The sequence below is a fragment of the Caproiciproducens sp. NJN-50 genome (assembly GCF_004103755.1).
Classification (GTDB): domain Bacteria; phylum Bacillota; class Clostridia; order Oscillospirales; family Acutalibacteraceae; genus Caproicibacter.
Window position 1 is genome coordinate 1,587,263 of sequence record NZ_CP035283.1, and the last position, 12,967, is coordinate 1,600,229.

At 51.8% G+C, this 12,967-nt stretch carries 13 protein-coding genes; 12 read left to right on the forward strand and 1 reads right to left on the reverse strand.

Going from position 1 to position 12,967, the window contains the following annotated elements; genetic code table 11:
- The first annotated feature begins 13 nt into the window (after window positions 1–13).
- Window positions 14–1,063, forward strand: coding sequence for a rod shape-determining protein (locus EQM14_RS07610; RefSeq protein WP_243112705.1), 1,050 nt, complete (start codon window positions 14–16; stop codon window positions 1,061–1,063).
- A 51-nt stretch (window positions 1,064–1,114) separates the two neighbouring features.
- Here the strand turns inward: EQM14_RS07610 and EQM14_RS07615 are convergent, their stop codons facing one another.
- Window positions 1,115–1,351 carry a hypothetical protein gene (locus EQM14_RS07615; protein ID WP_128742383.1) on the reverse strand — a complete coding sequence of 79 codons (237 nt, stop codon included), beginning with the start codon at window positions 1,349–1,351 and terminating at the stop codon, window positions 1,115–1,117.
- Window positions 1,352–1,557: 206 nt separating this feature from the next.
- Here EQM14_RS07615 and EQM14_RS07620 point away from each other — a divergent pair, with 206 nt between their 5' ends.
- The 11 genes from EQM14_RS07620 to EQM14_RS07670 all read left to right on the forward strand — a co-directional run bounded on the left by EQM14_RS07620 (window position 1,558) and on the right by EQM14_RS07670 (window position 12,957).
- Window positions 1,558–2,460, forward strand: coding sequence for a DUF5685 family protein (locus EQM14_RS07620; protein ID WP_128742384.1), 903 nt, complete (start codon window positions 1,558–1,560; stop codon window positions 2,458–2,460).
- Entirely contained in the window at window positions 2,453–3,091 is a 639-nt protein-coding gene (locus EQM14_RS07625) for a J domain-containing protein (RefSeq protein WP_128742385.1), read from the forward strand. Before EQM14_RS07620 ends, EQM14_RS07625 begins: the two co-directional genes overlap by 8 nt.
- A gap of 28 nt (window positions 3,092–3,119) precedes the next feature.
- Entirely contained in the window at window positions 3,120–3,662 is a 543-nt protein-coding gene (locus tag EQM14_RS07630; protein WP_128742386.1) for a hypothetical protein, read from the forward strand.
- 175 nt (window positions 3,663–3,837) lie between these two features.
- On the forward strand, window positions 3,838–4,710 hold the full coding sequence (locus EQM14_RS07635; protein ID WP_128742387.1) for a MurR/RpiR family transcriptional regulator: 873 nt from the start codon (window positions 3,838–3,840) through the stop codon (window positions 4,708–4,710).
- A complete protein-coding gene (locus tag EQM14_RS07640; RefSeq protein ID WP_128742388.1) occupies window positions 4,707–5,957 on the forward strand; it encodes an NAD(P)/FAD-dependent oxidoreductase in 1,251 nt (416 codons plus the stop codon). Before EQM14_RS07635 ends, EQM14_RS07640 begins: the two co-directional genes overlap by 4 nt.
- Complete coding sequence (cmk, locus tag EQM14_RS07645) at window positions 5,954–6,637, forward strand: (d)CMP kinase (RefSeq protein WP_128742389.1); 684 nt, start codon at window positions 5,954–5,956, stop codon at window positions 6,635–6,637. The genes EQM14_RS07640 and cmk overlap by 4 nt, the downstream gene beginning before the upstream one ends.
- Window positions 6,624–7,280: a lysophospholipid acyltransferase family protein gene (locus EQM14_RS07650; protein WP_243112707.1), complete on the forward strand. Its 657-nt coding sequence runs from the start codon at window positions 6,624–6,626 to the stop codon at window positions 7,278–7,280. The genes cmk and EQM14_RS07650 overlap by 14 nt, the downstream gene beginning before the upstream one ends.
- The gene (locus EQM14_RS07655; RefSeq protein WP_128742390.1) at window positions 7,277–9,256 is read left to right on the forward strand and encodes a bifunctional 4-hydroxy-3-methylbut-2-enyl diphosphate reductase/30S ribosomal protein S1; all 1,980 of its coding nucleotides are present in this window, start codon (window positions 7,277–7,279) and stop codon (window positions 9,254–9,256) included. The genes EQM14_RS07650 and EQM14_RS07655 overlap by 4 nt, the downstream gene beginning before the upstream one ends.
- Window positions 9,257–9,376: 120 nt before the next feature.
- Window positions 9,377–10,006: a sporulation protein YunB gene (gene yunB, locus EQM14_RS07660; RefSeq protein WP_128742391.1), complete on the forward strand. Its 630-nt coding sequence runs from the start codon at window positions 9,377–9,379 to the stop codon at window positions 10,004–10,006.
- A 32-nt stretch (window positions 10,007–10,038) separates the two neighbouring features.
- Window positions 10,039–12,024, forward strand: a complete 1,986-nt coding sequence (ligA, locus tag EQM14_RS07665; RefSeq protein ID WP_128742392.1) for an NAD-dependent DNA ligase LigA — start codon at window positions 10,039–10,041, stop codon at window positions 12,022–12,024.
- Window positions 12,025–12,075: 51 nt separating this feature from the next.
- The gene (locus EQM14_RS07670; protein ID WP_442861482.1) at window positions 12,076–12,957 is read left to right on the forward strand and encodes an aldose 1-epimerase family protein; all 882 of its coding nucleotides are present in this window, start codon (window positions 12,076–12,078) and stop codon (window positions 12,955–12,957) included.
- Window positions 12,958–12,967 lie beyond the last annotated feature (10 nt).

Below are 12,967 nucleotides of genomic sequence, written 5' to 3' on the forward strand. Positions count from 1 at the left end.
TTCGGATGTGTTTTTGATAAGAAATGGATGTGATTTTGTGCTGGGAACCGACCTTGCGATAGATCTCGGAACTTCGACAACAAAAATATATCTCGACGGAAAAGGAATCGTCCTGAACGAACCTTCCGTTGCGGCGGTGAATGTCGAAACCGGGGAGGTTGTCGCAACCGGAAAAGAAGCCTATACGATGATTGGGAAGACTTCCGATAAAATTAAAGTGTGTCTGCCGCTGGAGGGCGGGGTCATTTCAGATTTTGATATGGCCCAGTATCTGATCGGGACCTATTTGAAAAAAGTAAGCCAAAGCCATGTTGTTATGCCGCGCGTTGTGGTCAGCGTTCCCTGTAAAATCACAGAGGTGGAAAAGCGCGCTGTCGTGGACGCGATCAGTTCCGCCGGAGTAAGAAAAATCTGTCTGATTGAAGAGCCTGTGGCTGCCGCATTAGGGGCGGGAGTCGATATTTCGCAGCCTCATGGAACTCTTGTCGTTGATATCGGCGGGGGAACCACGGACATGGCGGTGTTGTCGCTCAGCGGAATCGCGATTTCCCGTTCGGTCAAAGTAGCCGGAAATACATTCAATGAAGCAATTGTCAAATACATCAGAAGAAAATACAATTTGATTATCGGCCGCCGCATGGCGGAAAACGCCAAGCTGGCGATCGGGTGCGTCTATCCGCGGAAGGATGTGTCTTCCTTCCGAGTAAAGGGACGCAATGCGATGACCGGTCTGCCTCAATGGGCCGATATCACCAGCGACGAGATTCTGGAGGCGCTGATTGAAAATGTGATGCAGATGATCCGCGTGATTCAGGAAATGCTGGAAAAGACTCCGCCGGAACTGATCGGCGACGTTTATTCCGACGGCATGATCCTGACGGGAGGCTCGGCCCAACTGTTCGGCTTTGACAGCCTGATTTCCAAAAAAGCAAAAATGCCGGTACATGTGGCAGACGACCCACAGAACTGTGTCGCCGTAGGTGCGGGGAAAGCCATCCGTTTTATCGACGATATGGAAAACAAGGCTTATGGTGTCCTGAACCCGCTGAGCGCCGCATATTGACAGACAAAGATGCCGCTGTAAAAATTTACAGCGGCATCCAAACGGATACGACTATTTGCTCATCATATAATTAATAAACATCAGTTCATCCTCCGGATCGTCAACGTTCAATTCCGCGGAAATTGTCGAATTTTTTGTTTTTTCCAGCAGAGAACGAATGCCGTACAACTGGCACAGCTTGCTTTTCAGATTCAGCTTGTTGCCGTCGTCTGTCACCAGATAAACATTCCCCTTTGATTTATCCAAAAGTTCAATTAATTTGATTACGTCGATATCGTATAATTTCAAATCTTTACCTCCTGTCCAAAATAATCTGTCATTTCATTATACGATACCGTTCCTGAAAAAACAATGTTTTTTCTGATTTATAATGAAGGCACGGTGAGAATAGCGGAATTGCGATCCGGTTAGAAAATTTACACAATGTTAATTAAATATTTGCTTGATTTAGAGTAAAATAAAATTGATTTAATGCGATTTCGGCAGGATTAAGGATGATTTTTTTGTTTGGTTATGTGAGACCGCGGAAATCGGAACTTCTTGTGCGGGAACTTGAGGAATATAACGGAATTTACTGTACGCTGTGCAGGAACCTCGGCAAAAAGTACGGTCTTACGGCAAGGCTTGCTTTGAATTACGACTGCACTTTTTACGCCCTTGTCCTGATTTCTGCTAAATCCAAGCCGTTTCCCAGGTTTCAAAAGGGCAGATGCGTGACAAATCCTTTCAAGCAATGCGCGTTCTGTTCCGAGGAAGATCAGGAATTTCATCAGGCGTCCGCTTTGACCGTGATTTTGGTGTATCATAAATTGATGGACGATATCCGGGATTCCAAAGCGATGAAAAAATATTTGCGCGTCCTTGCCCTGCCGGTCGTCAGACATGCCTACCGCCGGGCGGCCGCCGACTATCCGCACCTGGGGGAAATTGTCGCCGAAGCGATGAAAGAGCAAAGCGAAATCGAAAAGAATCAATCGCCTGGCCTTGACAGCTGCGCCGAGCCTACAGCTCATATGATGGAGCGGATTATGGAATTGTCGTCGGGGGAAGCCCCCATGTCCCCAAGGTCGAGGATCCTGAATCGTTTCGGATATTTTCTCGGGCGCTGGATCTATTTCATCGATGCGGCGGACGATCTGGAAGATGACATCAGGACCGGTTCGTTTAACCCGCTGGCCTCCCGCTTTCACCTGAACGGGGAAAGCGGGAAGGAAGAGCTCCGGGATGCGAAAATCTATGCCAATGATGTTTTGAACCAGACATTGTCACAGCTGGGGGGAGCTCTTAATCTGATGGAAATGAATTCAATGGGGCCGATTGTACGGAACGTCGTGATTCTTGGACTTCCCCAGATACAGAAGGAACTATTGTTTAAAAAGGAGAAAACAAATGTCTGATCCTTACAGAGTCCTTGGCGTATCGCCGAATGCGACGGATGATGAAATCAAAGCCGCTTACCGGGAGCTTGCGAAGAAATATCATCCGGACAATTATGCGGACAGCCCGCTTGCCGACCTTGCTGGGGAAAAGATGAAAGAGATCAACGAGGCGTACGACCAGGTAATTAAGGAGCGGAAACAGAGAAAGAGCGCAAATCAGGGCGGATATTCCGGCTATGCGGGGTACTCTGGATATTCCGGGTACTCCAGCCGGGGAACGGAGTTTTACGACGTGCGCAATCTGATCAATTCGGGCAGAATCGCAGATGCCGAGCAGATATTGGACGGGGTGCCTCAGGAAGGGCGCAATGCGGAATGGTATTTTTTAAAAGGCACCGTGCTTTACAGGCGCGGGTGGCTGGACGAAGCTTACAACGACTTTGCCAACGCGTGCCAAATGGACCCGTCCAATGCGGAGTATCGGGCCGCGTTCAATCAGGTGACAAATCAGCGCAACGGAATGTTTGGGGGATATAATCCCAATGTTCCTCAGTATGGCGGCGTCGGCGGCTGTGATTTGTGCACGTCCCTTTGTCTGGCAAATCTGTGCTGCAACTGTTTCGGGGGAAATGTCTATCCGTGCTGTTAATCGAGTTTTTCGCTGGGGGTAGATTGAGTTGAACCACAGCCTTCGTCTGGCTTTTTGTTCCATGGCGGCCGCCCTTGGCACGGTCGTCATGATCCTGACCGGCTTTATCCCGGTGGGGACTTATGCTTTGCCGGCGTTTTCCGGGATCCTTCTGATTGCGGTTGTGGCTGAGGTCGGTATCAAATGGGCCGTTGGCGTGTACGTTGTGCAGTCTGTTCTTTCTTTTATGCTTGCGGCGGATCAGGAAGCTGTTTTATTTTTTGTTCTCCTTTTCGGCTATTACCCGATTCTGAAGGCGGTATTGGAAAGCCGGGTGCATCAAAGATGGCTTTGTATCGTTTCGAAACTGGTTGTTTTCAACGCCGCGGCAATCCTGGAGTTTTGGCTGTCGGTTAAATTGCTCGGCGTACCTGTTGCGAGTTTCAGCGTTTTTGGTTATAATGTTCCGGGGTTGTTTCTTCTGGCTGGAAACGCCGTTTTCCTGATTTATGATTACGCGGTTTCTCTTTTGGTGATTGCGTACTTTAACAGGCTGCATCCGGTTATGAAAAAATGGTTTCACCCGAAATAGGGCGAGACGGTTTCCTTGCAGTGACACGGAACTTTTTCTTGATTTTTACCGATTGAAGAATTAAAATAAGGTGAGTCCGGAATTGTAATCCGGCCACTATTTTGACGAGAGTCTGTCTAGTGGCGGCCGTTGGCCAGCCGCTCAGGAAAGGGCTCTCTCGGAGACGGAGTTGGGTATGGACAATTTACTTGCTGTGAGAATACAGAATAAAATCGACAGCTTTTCCAAGGGTCAAAAGCGGATCGCGGCCTATATTGAAGAGCATTATGATAAAGTTGCGTTTATGACGGCGTCTAAGCTCGGTGCGACCGTCGGGGTCAGCGAATCGACCGTTGTCCGTTTTGCCACACAGATCGGATATGCGGGATACCCGCAGCTTCAGCAGGCGATTCAGGAGATGATCCGAAACAAGCTGACCTCTTTTCAGCGGATGGAAGTGACTACGGAACGAATCGGCAGCTCGGACGTGCTTGACTTTATATTTAACCAGGATATCGACGTGATTCGCCGCACGATGGAGGAAACCAGTCACGAAAGCTTTTATGCTGCGGTCGACTCCATTGTCTCAGCCAGAAAGATTTACATTCTGGCTGCAAGAAGCGCCCACGCTTTGGGTACCTTTCTGTCCTATTATCTGAATCTGCTTTTTGAAAACGTTCTGTTGGTCCAGTCCACAAGCGAAGGCGAGATCTTCGAGCAGATGATCCGCGTGGATGAAAGGGACGCCGTGATTGGCATCAGTTTTCCGCGCTATTCCAGAAAGATTGCAAAAGCCATGAATTTTGCTCACGACAGGGGAGCAAAAGTCATTGCGATCACGGACAGCTCTCTTTCACCTGTCGCGCAGGCTTCAAACTGCGTTTTGTTGGCCAGAAGCGAGATCGCTTCCATTGTAGATTCACTCTGCGCGCCGCTCAGCCTGATCAACGCGCTGATTGTCGCGACTTCTTTAAAAAAGTCTGAGGAATCGAAAAAGATCTTTCAGAATCTGGAGGATATCTGGGACACTTACGGCGTTTACGAAAAGGTGGATGACAGCTCGAATTGAAAGCGGATGTTTTGGTGATCGGGGCGGGGGCCGCCGGGATGATGGCCGCCGGGACCGCCGCCCGAAGGGGCCTGCGGGTCTGTTTGCTGGAGAAAAATCAAAGGCCTGGAAGAAAACTCGGGATTACCGGCAAGGGAAGATGCAACCTGACAAATAACTGCAGCGTGCAGAACTTTATCGCCTCCGTGCCTACGAACGGTCGATTTTTGTTCGGGGCGGCTTCCCGGTTTTCCCCCGGCGATGTGATGACTTTTTTTGAAAAATTGGGTCTGCCTCTGAAAACGGAGCGGGGCAGCCGCGTTTTTCCGCAGTCGGATAAGGCTGCCGACGTGGTCGATGCGCTGACGGGATTTGTTGTTTCCTCCGGTGCCCAAATGATCCATGGGGAAGCCAAACGCCTTTTATTTGCCGGCGGCTGCGTCCGCGGTGCGGAACTGAAGAACGGGGAAATCGTTCCGGCTGGCAACGTAATTGTCTGCTGCGGAGGAAAATCCTATCCCGCGACCGGTTCGACCGGCGACGGGTACCTTTTTGCGCACCAGGCGGGTCACACCGTGACGCCTCTGCGCCCATCCCTGGTTCCCCTTGTCGCGCGGGATCCGGACTGCGCGGAACTGATGGGACTTTCCTTAAAAAATATTTCCATATGCGTCGTGGACACGAACGACGGTAAAATTATTTATGAGGATTTCGGAGAACTCCTCTTTACGCATTTCGGGCTGTCCGGCCCTGTGATCCTCAGTGCCAGCGCCCATATGCGCGGCATGTCGCCGGGCCGCTATCAGGTTGTCATCGATCTGAAGCCCGCGCTCAGCCTGGAGAAGCTCGATGCCCGGCTGGTCCGCGATTTTCAGGAAAATCAGAACCGCGATTTTGAGAATTCCCTTTCCTCTCTTCTGCCGCATTTGATGATCCCGGCGGCAGTGCGAAGATCCGGGATTCCGCCGCATTTGAAATGCAATCTGATCACCCGGGAAATGCGCCATGATTTTGCCGCTCTTCTGAAATCCTTTCCCATCACGGTCGGCGCATTCCGTCCGATCGAAGAAGCGGTGGTCACATCGGGGGGAGTTTCCGTCAAAGAGGTCGATCCCAGGACGATGCAGTCCAAACTTGTAAAGGGACTGTACTTTGCAGGAGAAGTCCTTGACGTCGACGCCTACACAGGCGGGTATAATCTTCAAATTGCGTTTTCCACCGGCCGGCTGGCCGGAAATTCCGTTGAAAAGCAGGAGGAAGCCACATGATTGCAATTGCGGTTGACGGTCCGGCCGGCGCCGGGAAAAGCACGATTGCCCGGCAGGCGGCCAAAGCTCTGGGGTTTATTTATGTTGACACCGGCGCCCTTTACCGCGCAATTGGTCTTCATATGATAAAAAACGGCGTTAATTCATTCGATCGGGAGGCGGTGTGTGCGGAACTTTCCGGGGTTACGGTTGCGCTTGCCTTTCAGGAGGGCGGGCAGAAAGTTCTGCTCTGCGGCAAAGACGTAACCTCGGAAATCCGGGCCGAGGAGGTGTCGAAAGCCGCCTCCGCTGTTTCAGCCATTCCGGAGGTGCGGAATTTTCTGTTTTCCATGCAGAGAGAACTGGCAGAAAAAGAAAATGTTGTGATGGACGGCCGGGACATCGGGACGGTCGTCCTTCCGCACGCCCAGGTTAAGATTTTTCTGACCGCCTCACAGGAAGAGCGGGCACGGAGAAGATTTACGGAACTGCTGCAAAAGGGTCGGAAAGCGGAATACGGGGACGTTCTAAAGGATATTGAACAAAGGGACTACCGCGATTCGCACCGCGAGGTCGCCCCGCTGATTCAGGCGGAGGATTCCGTTCTCGTCGACACGACCAAAATGACTTTGGAGCAGTCGGTGGAACGGGTCGTGTGTATCATTCGGGCAGGCCTAAAAAATCTGAATGAAAATTGGTGAGACAATGAAACGCACTCCGCTTTATACATTTACAAGAACCTGCCTGGCATGGTTTTTCCGCACTTTGATGCCGATCAGGGTCAGAAACGCCGAGAATTTCCCGAAGAACGACAGAGCAATTCTTTGCTGCAACCATATGAGCATGACGGACCCTCTCAGGCTTGCTTACAGTCAGAAACGGCAAATTTATTTCATGGCGAAGGAAGAATTGTTCAAAAACAAACTGGTTTCCGCTGTAATCACGGGGCTTGGAGCTTTCCCGGTGTCGCGGGGAAAAGGGGATAAGACCGCGATTTATACGGCAAAGAACATTTTGGACAGCGGAAGCATTTTGGGAATTTTTCCTGAGGGAACCCGGACAAGAGACGGAAATTTTCTCCGCCCGAAATCCGGGGCGGTCATGCTTGCGCACATCTGCCATGCGCCGATCGTGCCCTGCTGCATTACTCCGGTAAAAGGCAGGCTGCCGAGGTTGTTTCATCCGTGCTATGTTTCCTTTGGGGCTCCGATCCCGGAAGAGGAACTCGGAATTCGGAACGGAACTCCTTCGGAATATCGGAATGCAAGCCTGCTGTTGATGAACCGGATCGCGCAGCTTCGGGAGCATGATCTTGGCCAATCGGTTCTTGAGGCGAAATCGTGAAGATCGTGATGGCAAAATCCGCCGGATTCTGCTTTGGAGTCAACCGCGCGGTGCGGATGGTCAACAAGCTGCTGGACGAGGGAAAACGGGTCTGCACCCTCGGCCCGATTATCCATAATCCCCAGACGCTGCGCCGCTTTGAGCAGCGCGGTGTGCGGATCGTCGGCTCACCCGGTGAAGTGCCCGCCGGAGCGACCCTTGTGATCCGGTCCCATGGGGTCGCCGGGAGCGTCCTCCGTGAGATTGAGGAGCGCGGAATTGAATGCTGCGATGCCACCTGCCCGTTTGTCCGGAAGATCCATAAAATCGTGGCGGAAGAATCGAAAGCGGGAAAGACGGTACTGATTGCCGGGGATGCTTCTCATCCTGAAGTTCAGGGGATTATCGGTCACTGCCGCGGCCGTTGTCTCGTGTTCAAAAATGCCGATGAACTGCGGAAAATTCTGGATGAAGCTCCGTTTGGCCGGGAAGAACCACTATGCGTTGTGTCACAGACCACATTCCGTGTGAATGAGTGGGAAAATTGTTTGGAAATCATCAAAAGGGTATATACAAACGCCTCAGTTTTTGATACAATATGTAATGCAACTGCGATACGTCAGTCGGAGGCGGCTGAACTGTCGCGGCAGTGCGACGCGATGATTGTGATTGGCGGAAGGCAGAGTTCCAACACCGCCAAGCTTTTTGAATTGTGCAAAAAGAACTGCGCCGCCTGTCTTGTCGAATCTGCGGACGAGCTTCCGCTCTCGGCCCTGCGTCGGGCCGGATGCATTGGCATTACTGCGGGCGCGTCGACGCCGGCAAGCATTATAAAGGAGGTATTTGATACCATGTCAGAATTCAACCAGGGTGCCGGTCCTAAAGAAAATAATACGGAGGGAAGCTTTGAGGAAATGCTCGAAGAGTCTCTCAAAACTTTAAATACAGATGAAAAGGTGCACGGTGTCGTTGTCGGGGTAACTCCAAGCGAAGTTCTGGTGGATGTCGGCAGAAAACAGGCGGGGTATATTCCAGCCTCCGAACTTTCGGCCGATCCCAACGTGAAACCCGAGGATCTGGTTAAAATCGGGGACGAGATGGACCTTCTCATCATGCGTACGAATGATCAGGAAGGCACGATCATGCTTTCCAAAAGGCGCCTGGATGCCACAAAGGGCTGGGAAAAGGTTGTTTCGGCGGAAGAGGACCAATCCGTTCTTGACGGGGTCGTGACCGAGATCATCAAAGGCGGCCTGATTGCCGTAACGAACGGCGTGCGCGTCTTCATTCCCGCCTCGCAGGCAACGGCGTCCCGCAGCGATCCGCTCGAGGATCTTCTGAAGAAGGAAGTTAAATTCCGCATTATTGAAGTAAACCGCAGCCGCAAGCGCGCGGTTGGTTCCATTCGTTCGGTACTCAAAGATGAACGCAAAGCGCAGGCCGACAAATTCTGGGAGACCGCAGAAGTCGGCAAGGAATACACGGGTACAGTCAAGTCACTGACTTCGTACGGCGCATTTGTGGACCTGGGCGGGATTGACGGCATGATTCATATCTCCGAGCTCTCCTGGACCAGAATCAAACATCCTTCGGAAGTAGTCAACGTCGGGGATCAGGTGACAGTCTATATCAAAGGCTTGGATCAGGAAAAGGGCAAGATTTCTCTCGGCTATAAAAAGCCGGAAGATAATCCGTGGGAAATCTTGAAACGCGACTATCCGGTCGGCAGTATCGCCGAAGTCAAAATTGTCGGGATCACGACTTTCGGCGCGTTTGCACAGGTGATTCCGGGAATCGACGGCCTGATCCACATTTCTCAGATTGCTGATCACCGGATTGAAAAGCCTCAGGATGTTTTAAAGATGAACGACGTTGTCAAGGTGAAAATCATTGATATTGATTTTGATAAACACCGCGTCAGTCTTTCCATCCGCGCTTTGCTGGAAGAAGAAAAGGAAGAGCCCGCCGAGTCTGCCGGGGATGAAACAGCCGAATAATCTGTGATCTTGTTGATAGAAACGGGCACAAAGATTCGAAAGTATCTTTGTGCCCGTTTTATTCACACAATAATTCCTCCTTGTATATGATACAGTAATATACTTTGGGAGGTGCGTCTTATGAGGCGCAGAAGGCGAAACCCGATGCCCGTCAGGGGAAAGCTGACTCTTCTTACGATAGTGCTGTTTGCGTTCATCCTGGTGTTCAACAGCCAGATCAGGCCGGTGATCGCATCCATTACCGCAAATGAGGCAAAAATAAAATCGATCAATACGATCAATGACGCGGTTATAGAAGAACTAAATAAGGACGATATTTCCTATGAAGATCTGATTACCGTGGAACGAGGCAGTGAAGGCAATGTTCTGGCCATCACAACCAATATGGTTAAAATGAATGAACTGAAAGCCAAAATTATCTCAAACATTCAGGATAAACTAAACAATGATACATATTCTACCGTCTGGGTCCCGATAGGTACTTTTATCGGCGGTGACTTCTTTCACGGAAAGGGACCAAAAATCGCGCTGAAAGCCTCTCTTTCCGGCAACGTGACCGCCGAGTTTAACAGCACGCTGGCATCGGCCGGAATCAACCAGACGAAGCACCAGATTTATCTGGATGTAAATACCAGTATTTATTCTTTTTTACCTGGATTTGATACGACGACGGAAGTCAAAACCAATGTCCTGGTCGCCGAAACAGTCATTGTCGGGTCCGTACCGCAGGTTGTTGCCAACTGGGACTGAGGCGCCGGAATTTTAGCAGGAGGCGGAAAGTGATGGAACTGGAAGAAGCGAGAAAAATTTCTAGGCAGCTTTCTGAGCAGATCCGTTACCACAATCAAAAATATTATGTCGAAGACGCGCCGGAGATCGATGATTTTGAATACGACGAGTTGTACCGTCAGCTGGAAACTCTTGAAATGGCGTTCCCGGAACTGGTAACGCCGGATTCCCCCACCCAGAAGGTCGGCGGGGAAGCGCTCGCGAAATTTTCCCCCGTAGCCCATACGGTCCCGATGGAAAGCCTTCACGACTCTTTTTCAGACGAAGAACTGCGGGATTTTGACCGCAGAGTCCGTGAAAACGTGGAACATCCGGTTTACGTTGTGGAGCCGAAATTCGACGGACTTTCGGTTTCCGCGGAATACCGGGACGGCGTCTTTGTCCGGGGTTCCACACGGGGCGACGGCCTTGTGGGGGAGGATATCACCGAAAACCTTCGGACGATCCGAAGCCTTCCCAAAAGGCTGACGAGGCCGCTCCCGTTTCTTGAAGTGCGCGGAGAAGTCTACATGTCGCACCGCATCTTTTTTAAGCTTTCGGCCCGTCAGGAGTTGGAGGGAGAAAAGCCGTTTAAGAATCCCCGCAATGCGGCGGCGGGTTCTTTGAGACAGAAAAATGCGAAAATCACCGCGTCCCGCGAACTAGACATTTTTGTTTTCAATGTTCAGCAGGTGACGGGCGCCGAACTTCGCGGGCACCAGGAGTCTTTGGATTTTTTAAGGGAACTCGGATTTGCCGTTCCCCCTTTTTACCGGACCTGCAGTTCTGTCGATGAAGTCCTGGAAGAAGTGAAACGCATCGGAGAGCTTCGGGGCACTCTGGATTATTCTATCGACGGCGCGGTTGTAAAGGTGGATTCCTTTTCACAGAGGCAGGCCCTTGGAAGCACCGCGAAATTCCCCCGGTGGGCGGAAGCCTTTAAGTACCCTCCGGAGGAAAGGCAGACAAAACTTCTTAACATTGAAGTGAACGTGGGCCGCACGGGCGCGCTGACGCCGATCGGGATTTTTGAGCCGGTGGATCTCGCGGGAACGACCGTCAGCCGGGCCACGCTGCACAACCAGGATTTCATTGAGGAAAAGGGAATTCGCGTCGGTGACACCGTCATCCTGAGAAAGGCGGGAGAAATCATCCCGGAGGTTGTCCGGGTGATTGCCCACGCCGAAGAATCCCTTCCGTTTATCATGCCGTCCGTCTGCCCGTCCTGCGGTTCTTCCGTGGTCCGGGAGGAGGGTGAGGCCGCGACCCGCTGCACCAATCCCGAGTGTCCGGCCCAGCTCCTGCGCCATCTGGTCCATTTCTGCAGCCGTGACGCGATGGATATCGACGGCATGGGGCCGGCTGTAATTGAACAGCTCGTAGGTAAAAATCTGGTTTCTTCTCCCGCCGATCTGTATTTCCTGAAACGGGAACAAATTCTTGACCTGGAGCGCAAGGGGGAAAAATCTGCGGATAATTTAATGGCGGCGATCGAGCATTCCAAGCAAAACGACCTGTACCGTCTGCTTTTTGCCCTCGGGATTCCCCACGTGGGGCAAAAGGCCGCAAAACTTCTTGCTTCGCGGTTCGGAACCATAGAAGGAATTTTCCATGCGGAGGAGGAAGAACTTGCTTCAGTGGAAGGCATCGGGGGAATTATCGCACAGAGCGTGCGCCAGTTCTTTTCTTTGCCCAATTCTGCCCATTTGATTGGCCGCTTGAAGGATGCCGGAGTCAACCTGTCTTGTCTGACGACGATGGACGACAGCCGCTTTCAGGGCAAAACTTTCGTCCTGACCGGCACGCTGGCGAATCTGACCCGGGCGCAGGCGACGGGGCTGATTGAGAAGCACGGCGGAAAAGTCAGCGGCAGCGTTTCCCAAAAAACGGATTATGTTGTTGCCGGGGAAGATGCCGGAAGCAAGCTGACGAAGGCCAATCAGCTTGGCATCGCGGTTCTCTCGGAACGAGAGCTGGAAGAGCTGCTGGGCAACGGCTGAGGTACTGCGCGATAGCCGGTCTTTCAATGAACGACAGCGGAGGTGCTTCCTTTGAAATACGGGATTTCTGACGGCGTCTTGTCAGCGGAATTCAATTCTTTCGGCGGCGAACTGACTTCCATCCGCCGTTCGGGTGTGGAATATCTCTGGCAGGGAGACAAAACTTACTGGGGAGGACAGGCCCCGGTGCTTTTTCCGATCGTGGGAAGCCTCCGCGGCAAGCGGGCCGTGACTGCTTCCGGTAAAATCTGCCGGATGGAACGGCACGGGATCGCGCGGAAAAGGGAGTTCACCTTGAAAGAGGAAAGCAGCCGTTTTATTTCTTTTGTCCTCCATTCCGACTCGAAGACAAAAGAGCGGTATCCTTTCGAGTTTGAGCTGGAAATCCAGTATATCTTGGATGGCGAAAGCCTGACGACGCGTTATATCATAACCAATGCGGATGGGGATGTGCTGCCGTTCCAGATCGGCGGCCACCCGGCTTTCCGCTGTCCGCTGAAGAAAGGGGAGAGGTTTGAGGATTATGTCGTGGAATTTGAATTTCCGGAGACAGCCGACTGCCCATCTCCCGATCCTTCCACCGGGCTGGTGGATCTGAGCCGGCGCCGGTCCATCCTGAAAAACAAATCGGTGCTCAGGCTGGACCATCGGCTGTTTGAACAGGACGCGTTGATCTTTGATACGCTCCGGTCCAGGGAAGTGTGCCTCCGTCATCCGGAAACCGGATGCGGAGTCCGGATGGAATTCGGCGATTTTGACTATTTCCTTCTTTGGTCAAGCGCAAACGGGGGTCCGTTTTTGGCTCTGGAGCCGTGGAGCGGGCTTGCCGCCTGCAGCGGCGAGGGAGATGTTTTTGAACAGAAACGCGGCGTGATCCTCCTTCCGCCGGGACAAAAGAAATCGTTTCAATATACAATTGAACTTTTCGGCTGAATACTAATCG

Bases quoted from the DNA above. Each gene is read 5' to 3' on its own strand.
- EQM14_RS07635 (WP_128742387.1), top strand. From the start codon at position 3,838: ATGGACAATTTACTTGCTGTGAGAATACAGAATAAAATCGACAGCTTT.
- cmk (WP_128742389.1), top strand. From the start codon at position 5,954: ATGATTGCAATTGCGGTTGACGGTCCGGCCGGCGCCGGGAAAAGCACG.
- yunB (WP_128742391.1), top strand. From the start codon at position 9,377: ATGAGGCGCAGAAGGCGAAACCCGATGCCCGTCAGGGGAAAGCTGACT.
- ligA (WP_128742392.1), top strand. From the start codon at position 10,039: ATGGAACTGGAAGAAGCGAGAAAAATTTCTAGGCAGCTTTCTGAGCAG.
- EQM14_RS07625 (WP_128742385.1), top strand. From the start codon at position 2,453: ATGTCTGATCCTTACAGAGTCCTTGGCGTATCGCCGAATGCGACGGAT.
- EQM14_RS07650 (WP_243112707.1), top strand. From the start codon at position 6,624: ATGAAAATTGGTGAGACAATGAAACGCACTCCGCTTTATACATTTACA.
- EQM14_RS07620 (WP_128742384.1), top strand. From the start codon at position 1,558: ATGATTTTTTTGTTTGGTTATGTGAGACCGCGGAAATCGGAACTTCTT.